Origin of the sequence: Hyphomicrobium denitrificans ATCC 51888, assembly GCF_000143145.1 — a bacterium.
GTDB classification, from domain to species: Bacteria; Pseudomonadota; Alphaproteobacteria; order Rhizobiales; family Hyphomicrobiaceae; genus Hyphomicrobium_B; species Hyphomicrobium_B denitrificans.
Genome location: NC_014313.1, coordinates 446614 through 464184 on the forward strand (window position 1 = coordinate 446614; position 17571 = coordinate 464184).

Below are 17571 nucleotides of genomic sequence, written 5' to 3' on the forward strand. Positions count from 1 at the left end.
ATCTTGTCCTTCGCGCGCTCGTTATCGGCGTCGCACGATGTTCAAGGGGAGGCCTGAACTCCCGCAGCCAGCTGATGTGGCGGCGCCGTTACAGCTCGGCCGAAAGCTTATGGTACGCCTTGAACCGGCCGGAGGCCATGAAACTGACAGCCGACATGCAGGCATGTGCAGACCTCTGCACAGCCTGTTCCACGACATGTCTGAGAGAAGCGCGATGTTCAAACTTCGCCTTCGCTGGTCATTTCTCGTTTTTTGTGACGACCTCCACCTTGAGGTGAACTTCGGCGTCAGGATCGACAACTCCCAGCAGCCAGACGAGCCGGTCTAGGGAAAACCTGTCGAATTTTCCGCGACGAATGCGCGATATCTCCGTCCGGCAGATTCCGGTCGCAGCCTCAAGGGCAACAGCCGTACCCCATTTTTCTTTGACAGAAGCAACGATCTGCTCGGCGACGGCGCTTCTCGCGTCATCAACGCGAGAAGCCCACTGCTCGAAGACTTCGACCTCATCGGCGGATGCCTTGTTGGGCGCGGAGCGGCGTACATAGCCCCGAAGCCTGTTTGAACTGAATTGCGCTTTGCTCATTCAAGTCACCCCTGTGACTTTGGCGGATTGCCGCTGAGGCGCACGAAACGCCTCAACGGCATCGCCTGCTCATCGTTTCCTGGCGAGGAGATTGTTGCCGCAGCGCTCTGGATCGAGCTGGCAATCCCTCTGCGCGCCGGTTTCAGATGATGCCCGGTGAGGGGTGTCGGAGTTCGGGGGCGAATTGTGCGGTAAGCGATCCGCTTTGTGGCAGTAGGTCCGCTTGAGCTGGTTGTGACAGTGGCGATAGGAATGCGCGTCGGTGCCGTCCGGAATGCGGTTGGAATTCGGCTTGGCGAATTCTCCGGGAACATGAAGTTATCGTTTCAGGCGGCAAGGTCAATTGGCTGATCGATGGGTTTTGTGGCGAGGGTTTGCCAACCATCGACCTTGCGCATGCTGATCTGTCCCGAGGCGAGTAGCGCCCAGAACATCATCGCGGCGGTGTCGGCCGACGGCAACACGGTTTGGGTTTTGATCCGCCGCTTGAACTCCTCGTGCAACCGCTCGATCGCATTTGTCGTGCGTAGGCTACGCCATTGGCTCGGCGGCATGCGCGCGAAGGTGAACAAGCGGTCGCCTGCTTCCTCCAGGCTGTCAGCAACGGCGCGGTGCTTGAGCCTCCATTTTCGAATGAAGGCCTTGCGGCGAGCCGCGATCTCCTCAGGCGTCGTCGCATAGATCATGTCATTGTAGTCCGCGGTGATCTCCTCGTGCAGGCGCTCCGGAGCATGCGCGATCAGGTTTCTGTGCTTGTGGACCGTGCAGCGCTGCACCGGCACGCCGTCCCAGACGACGGCAATGGCTTTGTCGAGCCCCGGCGCGCCGTCGACGATGAGGAACTCGGGACGCCTGAGCCCGCGCTTGATGAGATCGTCCAGCACCGTGCGCCAGGCCTCGGCGCTCTCGCCGCCCATGCTCTTGATCGCGAGCAGCACTTTCTGGCCGTCTGCGCGCACGCCAAGCACAACAAGCAACGAGATCGAGGTCGCCTTGCGGTCGAGCCGTACCCGAACGACGGTGCCGTCGAGGATCAGGCGCACGATCGGCTCGTCGGCCAGCGAGCGGCTGTTCCAGGCATCCCAGTCGCTTTTGACCTTGCGCCAGGTCCGGCTCACCGTGTCTTTACCGACCGTCCCGCCGAACAGAGCCGCCAGCGCGCGACGTACCCGTCGCGTATTGGTGCCGGCCAGATAGCTGCTCGCGATCAGCGCATCGGCGGCAAGCGTGCGCCGCTGATAGGCCCGCAGTGCCTGGCTCTTCCATTCCGTCGTCATGCCCTCGGACGTGGTCAGCCGGGCACGCGGCACTGCTATCTCGATCGGCCCGAACGTGCCGGTCAGCGACCGCGTCCGGCTGCCGTGACGATGGCCCGTAACGCCGGCTCTTGCTTCATTGCTGGCCATCTGGCTCCGTCCGTAGCGCGGCCGTGCCAGTGCATCGTCGAGCTCGCCGCGGATCAGTTCTTCGATGAACTGGCGCGACCGAGCCCGCACCTCGGCCTCGATCGGGTCAAACCAGTTGTCGAAAAGATCAACAGCCAGCTCGGTCGCAGGCTGCGAGGAATCAGGCTTCGTGGTAGGCTTGTTCATGGCGTAGTCTCCAGTCCGACGCTTCAACGCCGGATGATTCGAGGTTGATCACCCCGGAGACTACGCCAACCTCAATTCCTACCAACTCCGCGACGGCACCTGCGCGTCGGCGACAACCAACGGACCGTATGTCGGCGCGTTGCCGATGGCCGATGCTGCGTCATCGGCTGCGACGGCTGGAATGCTAAAGCTCAAGCTCAATATTGACGCGATCATGCCGACGCCAAGTCTCGAAATCAGGCGGGTTTTCGAAGGTGCCATTGATGGTGTCCTCGTGACAAAAATGGATAGAATCTGGGCACCGGGTGCATTGTGTGCGCTCGTTCCGGTAGCCTCGCGAAATTTGGAAAACAGCAAGCGGCTAACGCAGTGAGTGCTTGAAGCCGCGTTTCGAAGCCTAGTTCAGCAGCACTATCGTTCGGAGTGTCACCAGCCGAGGATCGACGGCGCGAAGAGGCGCTGCCGGGATGCGGGCACTCGCGAGTTCATGCGTGTTTGCGCGTGCCGCGAGAGACAATCTCTCGTGCGTTGCAGAAGATGGATTTCGGCTGAGCGTTTTCCCGAACCGTTTTTCGGACTTCGTAATAACTGGAATGAGAAGCGTATCACGACAGTTCGAATGCTGGATTTGGGCGTCGGGAAGCGTGAGGCGAGCATCCGCCAGTTGGTGCTTTTCGGTGAAAGCGCCGTGCCGCGAATTCGCGGAGTGGGCGAGTTCGATCCCTTGGTGACCGTTATCTCCCAAACAATAGCGAAGCGGCCCCGCGAACACGCCGGCAGGCAGGAACACTATGAGCATCAAGGCGGCGATGAAGCGAGCCAGCCGTGCCTTTCTCTGCGAAAATTCCTGCCGGCGTTCGAGCATCATTGTGATGCCTCCGCCGATGTCGTGAATGCGGGCACTTTTGGCTCTGGTTTCGCGTTTGATGGCGACTTGCTACCGAACTTGGCGCAAAGCGCCGGGAGGACGAGGAGCGTAAGTATGGTCGCACTGATCAGGCCGCCGATGACGACCGTTGCGAGCGGCTTTTGCACTTCGGCGCCCGTGCCGGTCGACAGAGCCATGGGCACGAATCCGAGCGACGCGACCAATGCGGTCATCACGACCGGTCGCAGCCGGGTTACAGCGCCCGCGAACACAGCCGCGCGGCGTTCGACGCCTTGCTCGATCAATTGATTGATGCTCGTCATCATCACGAGGCCGTTCAAGACGGCAACGCCGGAGAGGGCGATAAAGCCGACGGCCGCCGATACGGAAAAAGGCATGTCTCTCAGCCATAGAGCGACAATTCCGCCTGTGAGCGCCAATGGAACCGCGGAGAACACCAGCAGTGCGTCGCGCGGCGATCCAAGTGCCGAGTACAGAAGCAGGAAGATCAAGAAGAAGCACGCCGGTACGACGACCATCATCCGGCTCTGCGCAGCAGCAAGATTTTCGAACTGGCCGCCCCAGGCGACGTAGTAGCCGGCAGGCAGCGGGACTTGGCTCGCGACCTTTGCTTGTGCCTCGCTCACTACAGAGGCGATATCGCGGCCTCGCACGTTGGCTGTGACGACGACGCGCCGCTTTCCATTCTCACGGCTGATCTGATTTGGACCTTCGGTGAAGGCGAAACTGGCCACCTGCTCGAGGAGGACAGAAGCGGCTTTGCCGTTGGCGGCCGGAGGCAAGGGAACCGGGAGGTGCTTGAGTTTTTCAAGATCGTCGCGCACGGCGTCCGACAATCGGACGATGACCGGATAGCGGCGGTCGCCCTCGAAAATGACGCCCGCATCGCGGCCTCCTATGGCGCTTCCGATGACGTCCTGGACGGCCATCACGCTCAGCCCAAGACGTGCAATCTCATCCTGATTGATGGTGATCGAGAGAAAAGGAAGGCCGGACGCCTGTTCGACGCTGATGTCAGTGGCGCCTTCCGTGGCACGCAGAATGGATGCAATCTGGTTGGCGGTTTGCAGCATCGGCTCGAACTGTTCGCCGAAGACCTTGACTGCGAGATCGCCGCGCACGCCGGCCAGAAGCTCGTTGAATCGCATCTGGATCGGTTGCGAGAAAACGAGGTTATTGCCCGGCTGTTTTTCGATCGCAGCTTGAAATTTGGCTACAAGCTCGTCTTTTCCGAGTTTCGGATTGGGCCACTCGTGTGTCGGTTTCAGCATGATGAACGTGTCGGACGCGTTCGGCGGCATGGGATCCGATGCAACTTCTGCCGTGCCCGTCTTCGAGTAAATGAATGCGACCTCGGGAAATGTGCTGATGACTTTCTCGAGCTCGCTTTGCATGCTTTGAGATTGCGAAAGCGAGGTGCTCGGAATGCGGATCGCCTGCATGGCGAGGTTTTTCTCGTCGAGCGTCGGAATAAATTCCTGGCCGAGCTTCGAGAACAGCGATCCGGCGAGCACAAGCAAAAGCGCGGCGCCGAGCAAACACATCAAAGGTCTTGTCAACGCCTTGCGCAGCAAGGGTTCGTAAAACCCTCTGAGGATGCGAACGAGAACGTTTTCTTTCTCTTCAACCGGCTTTGACAAGGCGATGGCGATTGCCGCCGGAACGAACGTCAACGAGAGCACGAATGCAGCGAGCAGTGCGATGATGACCGTTTCGGCCATCGGCAGAAACATTTTCCCCTCGACGCCCGTGAAGGTGAGCAGCGGAACGTAGACGAGGATGATGATTGCCTGTCCGTAGACCGATGGTTTGATCATTTCCTCGGCGGAACTGATGACCGTAGCGAGACGCTCTTCGAGGGCCAGCTTTCGGCCTAGTTCATGCTGACTTTGTGCGATCCTACGAAGCGTGTTTTCGACGATGATGACGGCGCCGTCGACGATCAGACCGAAGTCCAACGCGCCGAGGCTCATCAGATTGGCGCTGATTTTCGACTGCACCATTCCCGTCATCGTCAGCAACATCGCCAGCGGAATGACCATTGCGGTGATCAACGCCGCCCGGAAATTGCCGAGCATGAGAAAGAGGACGACGATGACGAGCAACGCGCCTTCGGCGAGATTCTTGCTGACGGTTGCTACCGTCGCGTCCACCAGCAGCGTGCGGTTCAGAACCGTTTGAGCCTCGATACCCGGCGGCAGGCTTCGACGAACTTCCGCCATCCGGGCATCGACCGCAGCGGCGACCGTGCGGCTGTTGCCGCCGATCAGCATGAGCGCCGTTCCAACGACCACTTCGTGGCCGTTTTCGCTGGCGCTGCCCGATCTGATTTCGCGGCCGATTTCAACTGTCGCGACATCCTTGATGCGGATCGGCAGGCCGTCGCGCGCAGCAATCACGACGTTTGCGATCTGCTCTATATTGGCAAGACGGCCTGTGCTGAGCACCGCAAAGCTCTCGCCGTTCTTTTCGACGTAGCCTGCACCGCGATTGACGTTGTTCTGTTCGAGCGCCTGGGCGATGTCCGAAAAAGACAATCGAAGCGCTGCCAGACGGATCGGGTCGGGTTGGACGACATACTGTTTTTCATAGCCGCCGATGACGTCGATGCCAGCGACACCGCGAACGGTGATCATCTGCGGGCGGATAATCCAGTCTTGCACGGTCCTGAGGTAGGCTGCGCGTTCGACGTCGGTGGTGAGGCGCTGGCCTTCCGGCGTCAGGTAACTTCCGTCGCTCTGGGGGCCGGGTTTTGTGTCTTCGATTTGAACGGTGCCGGCAGGTGCGAACTGAACCGTCCACATGTAGATCTCGCCCAGGCCTGTCGAGATCGGGCCGAGCTTCGGCGTTATGTCATCTGGCAGGGTTTTCTCGGCGTCTCGCAGACGTTCGCCGACCTGCTGCCGGGCAAAATAAACATCGGTCTTCTCGGAGAAGACTGCAGTCACCTGCGAGAAGCCGTTGCGCGACAACGATCTCGTGTATTCCAGTCCCGAGATGCCGGCGAGCGCGGTTTCTATGGGAAAGGTGACCTGCTTCTCGATGTCGACCGGCGCAAGCGACGGAGCGACCGTGTTGATCTGCACCTGGTTGTTCGTGATGTCGGGTACGGCGTCGATCGGCAGTCGATCGAGCGCGTAAATGCCGTAGGAGGCGGCGGCGAGCGTGAGCAATATCACGAGCCAACGCTGATGAACGGAAAAGGAAAGCAATCGCGCGATCATATCGGCACCTTCAATGGTCGTGCTGTGCTTCAGATTTGCCTAGCTCGGCTTTGAGCAAGAAGGTGTTCGCAACCGCGATCGGCTCACCGGCTTCAAGACCCGACAGCACCTCGACGGTGCTTCCATCGTCTTTGCCGATGGTGACCTGTCGCGTTTCAAAACCTTCCGGGGTGCGGACAAACACGCGGGATTGCCCTTCGATCGTCTGAAGCGCTGTTTTCGGGATGACGAGATCAGCCTTCTCCTCCGATACCGCGATATCGGCCGTGACGAATGACCCGGGACGCCAGGCACCGTCTTCATTGTCTACTGATGCGATGACACGCGCTGACCGCGTGTCCTGGTTCAGAACCGGGCTGGTAAAAATGATGGTGCCGCTCCCCGTGTCGCCAAGGGAGATCTGCTGACCTTCCTTGATCAGATGCAGATCCTGGGGCGAGACGATGAGTTCAATCCACACCTTGGAAAGATCCGCGATCGCGTAGAGTTCATGCGCTTGGCCTTCGCCGCCCATGGGCGTGCCGATGTCCACGAGCTGTTCGACAATGCGTCCGCTGATGGGTGCTTTGATCTCGTAGCGCTCGAGGCCCTTCAGTTCTCCTGCGCCACTTTTGAGACTGGCGATGGACTCGTCGCTGACGCCGAGAGCGGAAAGTTTTTGTTTCGCGAGGTCTCTGCGGACCTGTGCCTCTTGAAATATCGCTTCGGCGCGGAGCAAGCGCTGTTCGGATGAGACGCGCTTGTCCCAAAGCGTTTTTTCGCGTTGAAAAAGAGTTTCCTGCAGTCCGAGGTTGACGGTGGCCGCGATGTATTCGCTTTTGGCGTCAGCGACCTCGCGGCTGTCGAGCATCGCTATGACTTCACCCGATTTGACCTGATCCCCTAGTCGTTTTCTCAATTCGGCAACGGTTCCGACGACCTTGGACGGCACGCGGCCGACGCGGTTGCGGTCCGGGATGACTGTCCCCGGCACACTCAGCCGCGAGTGCAAGACGCCCGGCTCTACGCGTTGCACAGCGATATTCGACTTGGCGATTTGCTCTGTGGCCATCGCAAGCTTGTCGGCTTCCTTCTCATGGTCGTGCTCCGCCTCGTGCGGAGCAGACGTCTCGGACGGCTTATGCTGATGGTCCGGATCGGCATGTTCCGGGCCGGTGTGCTCGGAATGTTCAGACACGGGAGAGGACTGCGCGTCAGGTTTCGGCACCATGGTCTGCTGGACCGCTGGAGCAAAACTCTCTGCATGATAAAAGTACGCGCCTGCGACCGTGCCCAATAGGAGGCAGCCGACGACAAGACCGAGTTTCTTCATTAGGTGGAACAATCCGTACGGAACGCCGCGCTTAGAAAAGCGCACGTTCAAGTTTCAGTTCATCAACGAATTGGCGATGAGAAAGGCGCGCGCAAAAGCGCAATGCGCGAAGCCGAGCGCTTAGGCGCTATGGGTCAAGCGAGGCGGCTTCTGCAGAGGATCTGGCTTAAATGATGCTCGATCGGCGTCCGCATAAACGGGGTAGCGAATGCGCGCTCCCTCGAACGACGCGACAACGTAGTAAGACCGTGAGTGCGGGGTCGAAAGGCACGGCGAGCTGCAAGCATGATGCTCCAAACCGCCAAGCAGTCCTGCCCCCGCGTCGGAATTGGTCTCGTCGCCAGACAGGTTGGCGGACGTCCCAATGTTCGAGTGACGATCTAGGGCAAAATGCGACGTCGCGTGCATCGATGCAGCTGGCAAGGGGGCCAGGGTGAGAACGCAGACCAGCAACGCTTTGAAAAAGTTTCTTGCTCGCGACACGCGCAACCTGAGAGCGGATGTTCCGCCCCGCGAGTCGCGGTTGTTTTGTGTCACGGTTGCCATTGCGAAAGGGTGGCTACTGAAAGTGTCGAAGTCAAGATGCGCGGCAAATGCGACTGGCCGGAATGACGAAAATTCCATATTTGCCGCATGCTTTTTCTAACTGCGCAGATATTCGCCGACGGAAAATTGACGGCGGGGCTCAATTAATTGACGACACTCGTCAATTTATTTGGCTCGGAAATTTGTCATTTCGAATCGCTGTAGCGAATTGAGCGACCGCTTTTCAAAGTCCCTCGGTCGCGACGCGGGCTGCGCGAAGACCCCCGCGTATCGCTGCCGTTGCCGGGTCGCCGAGTTCCACGTTCGGCAACCTGGATAGTGGGTTTCCGCACGATCGGGGGCGGTGTCTGGCCGCTGCGAGCATTTGACTTGGCTCACACGCCGAAATAGCTTCCCGCGAGCGGGCAAGCCGCATCCGGACTCGCGGGAAGGGCATAGCCCACTTGCTCTGTATGTTTGATGTCTCTCCAGCCTTTGTGCAGCCGAGTTGCGAGTCTTCGGCGTCATATGCACGGAGGTATTTATGAAGTCTCTTCCCAGCAGACCTGACATCGATCACCTGAAGCGGCAGGCGAAAGACCTGCTTGCGGACTTCAGGCGCGCCGCTCCGGACGCGGTCGCGCGCTTTCGCAACGCGTTGCCGCTTGCGGCAGGGCGCGATCCCGCATCCGCCAGCAGACTGAATTTGCGCTTGCACGATGCGCAGTCGTGCATCGCGCGCGAGTACGGTTTTGACTCATGGACCGATCTCAAGGCCTACGTCGATGCGCGGCGTGTGTCAGAAGGCGATCCCGCAATTTTGGAGAAGGCTTTTTGCCGGTTGGTCTATGCCGAGGACCTGGCGGGCGGTACGAACAGCGCCAGGCCGCAAGCGGCGTCGCGGCTGCTGACGGAGCATCCCGATCTGCCCGCACGTGACCCGTGGATCGCGTGTGCGGCCGGCGATGCGGCGTTGGTTCGCCGGCAACTGGAAGCCGATCCGTCGTGGGTCAATCGCATCGGTGGACCTTTGGGTTTGACGCCGCTCATCGCCGCGACGCACTCGAGTTTGCTGCGCGTTCCCGAGTATCGCGCAGGGTTTCACAAGGTTGTCGATCTGCTTCTTGATGCCGGGGCTGACGTCAATCTGAGTGTCAGCAAAAATTCGGCGAGCGTCGCTGGTGCACCGCCTCAGACGTGGCGTGTTTCTGCGCTTCATGGTGCGGCGGGCGTGAATTTCGATTTCGATCTGACGCGGCGGCTTCTGGCTGCGGGCGCTAATCCGAACGATGGGGAGTCCCTCTATCACTCGCTGGATAAGCCCGTTTGTACGCCTTTGCTCCTCGAATTTGGGGCGACCGTCACCGGCACGAACGCGCTTTTTCGCAGCCTCGACTTCGACGATCTCGACACGTTCAAGCTGCTGTTATCGTACGCGGCAGGAGCGGATGAGCTGAAGGGCGGGCGGCTGCTGTTCTGGGCGATCCGTCGGCGCCGCTCACCTGCTCATATCGAGGCTTTGCTCGCGGCGGGTGTCGATCCGGCAGTTCAAACGAAGGATGGCGTCAGCGCCTACGTGCAAGCGTTGCGGTACGGATTGCCGGATGTGGCCGCCGTGCTCAAGGCAGCGGGTGCCGCTTCAGATTTGAGCGAAGATGAGCAGTTCATGGCGGCCTGCGCGCGCGATGATGCAGAGGCGGCGCGGCGCATCAAAGCGCGGAGGCCCGATCTGCCCGCCGCTCTTGAAGACGCTCAACTCAAAATGCTTCCGGAGCTTGCGGCCGCGGGCTGCTCAGGGCCTGTCGCGCTGATGGCTGAACTCGGCTGGCCGATCACAGAGCGCGGCGGTGACTGGAACGCCAGCGCGCTCAATCACGCGGTGTTTCGCGGCGACGCTGCGATGGCGCGGCAGCTTCTCGCGTGCGGTGCTTCATGGACCGAGGAGCACGGTTTTGGAGACAATGTGTGCGGGACGCTAAGCTGGGCGTCGTGGAACCGGCCGCTTGACGATGGCGACTGGGTGGGATGCGCCGAGGCGCTCGTCGCGTACGGAATGCCAGGAGCGCAATGGGATATCGAAGATCCCAACTGTGTCGTCATCGTTGGCAAACGCAGGCGGTTCTCCGAGGACGTAGCGGCATATCTGCTGCAACGAGGCGCGGAGAACGCGGGCTAGGCTCGCGTATGTCGTGAGGCGGCTACGTAAGCGCGGCCGTCTCGCGTGCTCTTCGGCGCTCAGCGGGGCCATATCATCCCGGCTGTGGATTTGATCCGACCGAGCCTTCTCAATATAGCATTTTAGTGTTAGTCCTAATTCTGAAATGCGATTGCAAGGTCCTGCTCGGATGTCGATCGGCGGCGTTGATGGTGCGGAATGGAAGCCCTGCTGGGTCGTGGTGAACGCCCAGGCTCACCGCGAATTTGTGGCGGCGAGCAATCTGAAAAAGCAGGGCTATGAGATCTATGCGCCGGTCATCCGAAAGACGACGCGGCACGCGCGGATCAGCCGCGAGAGTCTAACGCCGCTTTTCCCGGGCTATCTGTTCGCGCGGTGGACAGCGCCCGACATGCGTTGGCGTCCGATCTTATCGACGGTCGGTATCCGGAGCATTGTGCGCAATGGTAACGAGCCCAGCCGGCTCGACGGCGCAATTGTCGACGCTCTGAAAGCGCGAGAAAAAGACGGTGTCATCGTGCGTGCGGAGTCGCAGCGTGAAATCGGACAGATCGTGCGATTTGCGCGTGGGCCGTTCGATGGGATCGCAGCCGAGATCGTTGAACTCTGCGATAAGGATCGCCTCGTCGTTCTGATGACGCTCTTGAACCGTCCGACGAAGGTCACAGTTCTGGAAGATCAACTTTCTGCCTGCTAGCGCCGGCTTTAGGGCGAACGCGGGTCGCCTCGTGCGAGGTAAAGCTATTCTGTCAGAACAGTGTCTGTGATTTCCGGACGATATGTTTGGTCTCGTTCGGCGGCGCTGGGCATTTCTGCAGTGACGGAGAGACCGCGAAGCATGCGTGCCCAGCCTTGGATCGCGATGGATTTATCATAGAAGTCTTCGCAGGCGCGTCGCGCGTTTTCGCCCATGCGCGACGTGAGCTTCGGGTCGCGTGATAATGCGAGGATAGCGTTTGCGAGCGCCTTGCCGTCGCCGTTCGCTACCGTTTGTCCGCAGTTGTGCTGTTTCGTCAGCCGGTCGATTTCTCCGCCGGATGCTCCGATGAAGAGAACAGGCCGGCCCGCGGCCGCTGTGCCATAGAACTTGCTTGGCACGATCAGCCCCTCAAGCTCAGGTTTCAAGGTCACGATGTGAACGTCGGCCGCGGACAGGCTTTGAGCAAGTTGCGATCTTGGCTGGTAAGGACGAAACACGACGGACGTCAATCCGCGCTTGTCAACTTCTTCTTTGAGGCGCTCGAATGCGTGGCCGCCGCCGATGAACAACCAGCGTATCGATGGGCGCGCTAAACGATCATCGTCGTGTTCGATTGTCTGGATCGCTGCAAGGATGGGCTCGAACTCATGCGCTCGTCCGAGATTTCCGGAATAGCCTACGATAAAATCGTTCCCGAGGTTCCATTCGGCGCGCAGCGGATTATGGCGCGGCGCGATCGGCGTAATGCCTTTGCAATCCGCCCAATTGTGACGCACGCAGAGGCGTTCCGCCGGGATGTCAACTTGCCGAAGACGTTCGACCATCAACTCGCCGATGGCGACATTCATGTCAGCTTGGCGCAGCGAAATGTTTCGCAGCTTGCGAAGAGTACGGAGCAGCACAGCGCTGAGCTTGCCGCCGGAATAAAGTGCGTCGGCGACTTCCGGAAAAAGGTCTTGCAGCCAGTTCACCAGGCGCGCGCCACGAATTTTTGCGATAGGTGCGGCGACGACGGAAAGCATCGGAGGATCGGTCATCGCGACGACGAGGTCGCCACGCGCCGTCATCCGTAACAGTGTCCAGGCTGCGCTGAGATAGAACGTTAGATAATCGATTGCGCGAAGTTTCAGTCGCGAGCGGCCGAAACGCGTTGTCCAGATCCGGCGAACTTCGATGCCGGAGATCGTCTCATGCGGCGCGAGCTTGTTGTCATTGCCGTCGTAATGCAAGCGGCTCGTGATGACGGTCACCTCGATGCTGTCCTGCGCTAAGCCAAAGGCGAGATCCGACAACATCTGACTGGTTGCAGAATGGTCGGGATAAAAGAAGCGATTGATGAAGATCGCGCGCAAAGCTTGCTCCGCGTGTTGGGAAGTTTCGAATTTTGCGTGGGGTAGATGCCGCGCTTTACGGTGCAGGGAAGACTGCAGAGCTGCGGCCGGCAATGCGGTAAGCGACCAAGCCGATCCATTCTCTCACTGCGAGATCGGCGCGCTGTAATCCTGCTGCGACACTGATCGGAAAGCGGAGAATGTCACCGGCATCGCGCGTGCGGAAATCGACGGGGAACGGTGAGATGTTCAGTCCTGCTTGGCGAAACGCGCCGACGGCGCGCGGCATGTGATATGCGGATGTGACCAGCAGCCAGCGATCATCCGGCGCTGGATTGAGTGTTTGGAGCGTCAAGACAGCATTCTCGTAGGTGTCGCGAGAACCGTTCTCGATGATGACGCGTTCCGGTGCGATGCCGGCATCAACGACATATTGTCGGATTGCTTCGCTTGCCTCGAAGCCGCCGAACAGGTCTCCGACGCCGCCGGTGAAGACGATTTTCAGTTCAGGACGCTGGCGCGCGATGCGAATGGCTTCGGTCAGGCGTTCCGCAGACTCGTTGATTGCGAGACCGCCGCGATTTGACGTCACCCAGCCGTCTTCAAATCCACCAAGGACGATGATGCCCGTCAGATGACCATCGGGCAGTGGTGGCTGGCGCTGCTCGAAGCGTTGTTCCAAGGGAAGAACGAGCGCATTGCCGAGTGGGAGAAATCCGGCAACAGCGAGCCAGCTAAATCCCAATGCGATCGGCCAGCGTGCTGCCGACGGTCGAAACCGATAGAGCATGAAGCCCGCCGCGATGAGGAGAACGGCGAGGCTCGACGGCTGTGCGAAGAAGAATACGATTTTCGAGACGGTGTGAAACATGCGCAGGCTTTCGTTTCGATGCACCGTGCATGGACCGAAAGGGGCACGTCAAGCGTGATTGGTTTCCGTTGCTGGCGCAGAGCGTGCCTTGATCCGTACGGCCGGAACTCCGGAGTAAACAGACCAGGGCGCGAGATCGCGTGTCGCGACACTGCCCAAAGCAAGGACGCTGCCCTCTCCGGTTGCGACGCCAGGGCCGACGATGCTTCGCGCGCAGATCCAGCTTCCGTCTTCGATGTCGATCGATGCGGTGATGAGGTCGAAGCCTGGCTTGCTCCAGTCATGGCTTCCGGTGCAGAGGTAGGCGGCTTGCGATATGCAACAATGCGAGCCGATATTCACATCTGCAAGATTGTCGATCCAAACGCCTTCTCCGATCCAACTGTCGTCGCCGACGGTCAGCTTCCAGGGAAATTTGATGCGAACGCGCGGCTTGATGTCGACGCCTTTTCCAATGCGCGCGCCGAATAAACGCAACAGCCATCGGCGATGTATTGCTCCGGGAAGCGGCGAGCTAACGAGAAGGCATTCGACGACGAGCCACAGCACTTCGATCCATCGCGGACGGCCGCGGTCGAAAGATTTGCGGTCGTAGGTATCGAGCCGCACGTCGGGAGGTTTCACGAGACTTGTACGCTCGCCGGACGTTCGGCGCCGTTCACGAGCCATTCGTAGACGGCGAGGAATTTCTCGGCCGTGGCGGTCCAGCTGAATTGTTGTTCGACGAGCGCGCGGCCGCTGCGTCCCATTTGGTGCAATTCGGCGGGCTGCGAGGTCAAAAAGCGCGACAGGTCTTTCGCCATTTCGACCGGATTTAGCGAAAGGCGCTCGGCGGCCGTTGCGGAGAAGCCTTCGTGAAGATTGCAGGCATCGGTTTTCAGCACAGGCAGCCCGTAAGACCATGCCTCCAGCACTGCCATCGGTACGCCTTCGCTTAGTGACGGCAGCACGAAGGCGTCTGCTCGCCGGAATGCGGTTTCTTTATCAATTCCGAAAAGCGGGCCGACGAGATGGATGCGATCGTTGAGGCATCGCTGATGAATTTTGTTCGCGAGAATTTGGCTGTAGCCGCCCTGGTCCCATCCTGCGATCACAAGGTGCCAGTCGCCCAATTCGTGCTTGGGCCAGGCATCGATCAGCGCCGTCAGATTCTTTTTCGGGTGCAGGCGCCCGAGAAACAGTATGACCTTCGCGCCGGCCGGAACGCTCGCGCACCACGGCGGAAGCGCAGAGGTATTGGACGGCGGAGGCGGGGCGACGCCGTTGGGGATGATTGCGATAGGATTTCTCAATCCCAGGCTGCGAATGCATTGGGCTTCCGCTTCGCACAGGGCGTGCAGGCAGGCTGCGCCGCGCAGGTGAGCGTTCTCATAGAGGCGCGCGGCAATGGCTTTTTTCCATCGCGAATGACGTAGAGCCCATGTGTCGAGCATTCCGTGTGGCGAGACGATGTAGGGTCGACGCGTTCGGCAGGCCCAAAGCGAAACCGCGAGCGACGGATAGGTCCATAGGCCATGCGTGTGAACGATCGCTGCGTCGATGTCCTGTAAGCGGGCAAGGGCGGCCGGTGCGTATCCGAGTGCGGACGGCCCGCGAACGGTGAGCGCTGAGGCGGGTGCGCCATTCCATTCGGTGGATTTGATCGGCCATTGTGCGTCGCGCAAGCCGATCACGCGCACGTCTGGAACGACGGCGAGCAAGGCGCGCGACAAGTCTTCGACGACGGCCGATACGCCGCCGCCGGCACGCGACAGTGAGGAGGTTACAAGAGCGGCTTTCATTCCGGTTGCGTCGTGCGGCGCAGGTTTGTCGAGGCGCGATGTGCGCGATAAGAAAGTGCTGCTGCCAGCGCGACAGCGGCCCTCGATCTTCGTCGCGAGCGAAGAGGATACGCGGCCACCGCTGCTTCGATCATCCCCGACGAAAATCTGTGCAGGTCCCAATCGTGGATGATGCGAAGGCTTGCTTCGCCCATCGCCCGCCGCTTCGGGGTCGTCGCGATGTCGTCCAGCAGCATCGCAAGCTGCGCTGTATCGGCCGGATCGAAGATGTAACCGTTGACGCCGTCCTGCACGAGGTCGCGATGACATCCGACGGCTTTCGACACGAGAACGGGCAAACCTGCGGCCATCGCTTCGTTGATGACGAGGCCCCATGTTTCGGCGAGACTTGGAAAGACAAAAGCGCCAGCGGTTGCGTAAAGAGCGGGCAAATCTTCGTAGGATGCGCGACCAACCAGATGTATATGTTCGGTCAAACATAATTCTGCGATGCGACGTGCGATTGTTGCGTAGAGCGGGCCGTCGCCTGCAATCGTGAGGTGCCAGGCGTCTTCTCCGGCCATGTCGCGATAGCGCCGGTAAGCGTTGATCAGTAGGACAATATTCTTGCCTTCAACGAGACGCGAGCAGCACAGGAAATGGGGTCGAACGAGATTGCTGCTTATGCCTTGAGTCTGGCGCAGCATTCCGACGCCGGAGAAATGGCGATTGTCGACGACATCATATCCGAGTGAAATCCGGCGCGACGGAAAGCCCAATCCGGCGAGGTAGTCCTTCTGCGGTGTGCCTGCGACGAGTGCGGAATGGAAGAGGGACAATACTTGGCGCTTCAGAGATTCGCGGATTGGATTTCTCTGATCGTTGAGATTGTGAGAGTCGCTCATCAGGATTGCTGGAATGCCAGTCCCTTGGCAGAGGCATGCTGCCAGCAGTGCGAGCGGTTCGGCATAACCGGGAATGGCGACAACATCGGGCGAAAATGTCTTCAGCCAGCCGTCCAAGGCCGCCAAGCTTTGCATGCGGCTGTCTTGGCGTTGCGATAGCGAGATGACGCCGGCGCTTCGCTTTGCTTCCGCTACACGCCAATCGTAGTCGCGGTCGATGTCCGTGAATTCGAGCGCCAAAACCGACGCGCGACGCCGGAGATCGGCGAGGCGCGCCAAGTGGTACGGTCCGTAGCTGCGGAATAAAAGCGCGATGCGCATTGGGTTGACGGAGGTGCGGCCGTTTTCCATTGCTATGCGGACTGCCGATAGCGAGACGGCGCGCGCATAGGCGTCGTGCGCGCAACGAAGCGCAGAATGATCAGCGCCGGCAGGCCGAAAAGCAGCGCCCGAAACATCCAGGCTTCGATTGTCTGGGTAAGGAGATAAATCGAGAGGGCTGCGAGCAGAACGTAGGCAGGTTGCACCCGAGGATCGCTGCGGCTCAGTTTCCATAGCCGGCCGTAAAGAAAGCCAACCGCGAAAATCGCGAGCGGCGCGAAACATCCGAACTCGAGGCAGAAATCACCGACGAAGCTCGGTGCGGCTCCGACCGCGATGTCCCAGCCGGTGATCGTCGCGATGCGATCAACCGGAATGCCGGCGCCTCGCGTCAGATCGATATTCAGGCCCAACTCGGAAACGACGTCGGTATATTTCGTTGGCCATAACGAGTGTGGGACGATGCGTGCGCTCATGTGCGCGAAAATGCGCCGGCCTCCGAAAGTGTCGTCGGTTGCCTCGACGTATCGCACGATCGCGGAACTGAAGAGATATTCGTTGCCGGACCAGTTCTCGAGCATTGTCGATACCGAACCGTCGAGCTTTTCCTCGGACCCGAGATAGATTGCGTCGCGGTTGGCGACCAGCCAGAGAAGCAAGACGCCGACGGATGCCGCGCCGATGGCTGCGACGACGAACGGAATGCGCGGGCGAAAGACGAGAATGTAGCTGCCTGCAAGACCGACCAGCGCAAGGAATGTCGGCCCACGCCGCGCGCCGAGCAATCCTTGCAGCAAAAGCGGCGTAAGAAAGACGAGTACGAGTATCCAATGCCTCGGCTGCATTCCTCCGTGGCGCCTGGAGAGTATGATGAGCGGCGTCGCGACAAATCCGAACTGCGCCGCTTCGCGAATGTAGCCGCTGTCGTCCCAGCCGCCGCCGTATGCATGTCCGTATGCGGCTGCAAATCCGCCGACGTTGATGATTCCGACCAGCCACGTCAGTGCGCCCAGCGATCCGAAGGCGACGCCGACGGCAAGAATGGCGTTTGGATTTTGTTGAAGGATCGGGGCAGAAGCTTTGCGCGCGTGACGGCCGCCGCGCCAGATGCCGAGGATCAGCGCAACACACATGACGTTTGCGACCAGCTGGAATTTTGCCAGTTCGTCCCAATAGCCGGCCCGGGAGACGAATTCGAATTCGTCGCTGGTTGCGCCGTAGATCGGCAGCCAGGCATAAAGGAACAGGCATTGCGGAACGCAGAACATGGTTGGATGGAAAACGTCGCGCCATCGCATCCAGTCACGAAAAATCGCCCACAGTCCGAAGAGGGCGAGGAAGCCTGCCTGTCCATAGAATAGGCCCTGCATCTAGCGCGA

The 17571-nt window shown here is 59.9% G+C and carries 14 protein-coding genes; 2 read left to right on the top strand and 12 right to left on the bottom strand.

Going from position 1 to position 17571, the window contains the following annotated elements; all coding sequences use genetic code 11:
- Positions 1-238: 238 nt before the first annotated feature.
- The 6 genes from HDEN_RS02110 to HDEN_RS02135 all read right to left on the bottom strand — a co-directional run bounded on the left by HDEN_RS02110 (position 239) and on the right by HDEN_RS02135 (position 7603).
- Positions 239-586, bottom strand: coding sequence for an XRE family transcriptional regulator (locus tag HDEN_RS02110; RefSeq protein WP_013214471.1), 348 nt, complete (start codon positions 584-586; stop codon positions 239-241).
- A gap of 326 nt (positions 587-912) precedes the next feature.
- Positions 913-2178: an IS256-like element IS1354 family transposase gene (locus HDEN_RS02115; protein WP_013214472.1), complete on the bottom strand. Its 1266-nt coding sequence runs from the start codon at positions 2176-2178 to the stop codon at positions 913-915.
- A 78-nt stretch (positions 2179-2256) separates the two neighbouring features.
- Entirely contained in the window at positions 2257-2439 is a 183-nt protein-coding gene (locus HDEN_RS02120) for a hypothetical protein (protein WP_013214473.1), read from the bottom strand.
- Positions 2440-2575: 136 nt separating this feature from the next.
- On the bottom strand, positions 2576-3046 hold the full coding sequence (locus tag HDEN_RS02125; RefSeq protein ID WP_013214474.1) for a hypothetical protein: 471 nt from the start codon (positions 3044-3046) through the stop codon (positions 2576-2578).
- Positions 3043-6291 (bottom strand): efflux RND transporter permease subunit, encoded by a 3249-nt coding sequence (locus tag HDEN_RS02130; RefSeq protein ID WP_013214475.1) that lies wholly within the window; start codon positions 6289-6291, stop codon positions 3043-3045. The genes HDEN_RS02125 and HDEN_RS02130 overlap by 4 nt, the downstream gene beginning before the upstream one ends.
- 10 nt (positions 6292-6301) lie before the next feature.
- Positions 6302-7603: an efflux RND transporter periplasmic adaptor subunit gene (locus tag HDEN_RS02135; RefSeq protein WP_013214476.1), complete on the bottom strand. Its 1302-nt coding sequence runs from the start codon at positions 7601-7603 to the stop codon at positions 6302-6304.
- 1069 nt (positions 7604-8672) lie between these two features.
- On the opposite strand from HDEN_RS02135, the gene HDEN_RS02140 reads away from it, so the two are divergent.
- Together HDEN_RS02140 and HDEN_RS02145 are read left to right on the top strand one after the other, a co-directional pair.
- Positions 8673-10304 carry an ankyrin repeat domain-containing protein gene (locus tag HDEN_RS02140; RefSeq protein WP_013214477.1) on the top strand — a complete coding sequence of 544 codons (1632 nt, stop codon included), beginning with the start codon at positions 8673-8675 and terminating at the stop codon, positions 10302-10304.
- Between the two features lie 169 nt (positions 10305-10473).
- On the top strand, positions 10474-11001 hold the full coding sequence (locus tag HDEN_RS02145; RefSeq protein ID WP_013214478.1) for a transcriptional activator RfaH: 528 nt from the start codon (positions 10474-10476) through the stop codon (positions 10999-11001).
- A 44-nt stretch (positions 11002-11045) separates the two neighbouring features.
- On the opposite strand, the gene HDEN_RS02150 is transcribed toward HDEN_RS02145, so the two are convergent.
- Genes HDEN_RS02150 through HDEN_RS02175 form a run of 6 tightly spaced genes read right to left on the bottom strand, consistent with a single transcriptional unit; the run spans position 11046 to position 17562 of the window.
- Positions 11046-12356, bottom strand: coding sequence for a glycosyltransferase family 4 protein (locus HDEN_RS02150; protein WP_013214479.1), 1311 nt, complete (start codon positions 12354-12356; stop codon positions 11046-11048).
- 55 nt (positions 12357-12411) lie between these two features.
- Positions 12412-13206 carry a YdcF family protein gene (locus tag HDEN_RS02155; RefSeq protein ID WP_013214480.1) on the bottom strand — a complete coding sequence of 265 codons (795 nt, stop codon included), beginning with the start codon at positions 13204-13206 and terminating at the stop codon, positions 12412-12414.
- Between the two features lie 48 nt (positions 13207-13254).
- Positions 13255-13830 (bottom strand): putative colanic acid biosynthesis acetyltransferase, encoded by a 576-nt coding sequence (locus HDEN_RS02160; RefSeq protein ID WP_013214481.1) that lies wholly within the window; start codon positions 13828-13830, stop codon positions 13255-13257.
- Positions 13827-14987: a glycosyltransferase gene (locus HDEN_RS02165; RefSeq protein ID WP_013214482.1), complete on the bottom strand. Its 1161-nt coding sequence runs from the start codon at positions 14985-14987 to the stop codon at positions 13827-13829. Before HDEN_RS02165 ends, HDEN_RS02160 begins: the two co-directional genes overlap by 4 nt.
- On the bottom strand, positions 14984-16222 hold the full coding sequence (locus HDEN_RS02170; RefSeq protein ID WP_013214483.1) for a glycosyltransferase family 4 protein: 1239 nt from the start codon (positions 16220-16222) through the stop codon (positions 14984-14986). Before HDEN_RS02170 ends, HDEN_RS02165 begins: the two co-directional genes overlap by 4 nt.
- A 2-nt stretch (positions 16223-16224) precedes the next feature.
- Positions 16225-17562: a hypothetical protein gene (locus HDEN_RS02175; protein ID WP_013214484.1), complete on the bottom strand. Its 1338-nt coding sequence runs from the start codon at positions 17560-17562 to the stop codon at positions 16225-16227.
- Positions 17563-17571: the final 9 nt, after the last annotated feature.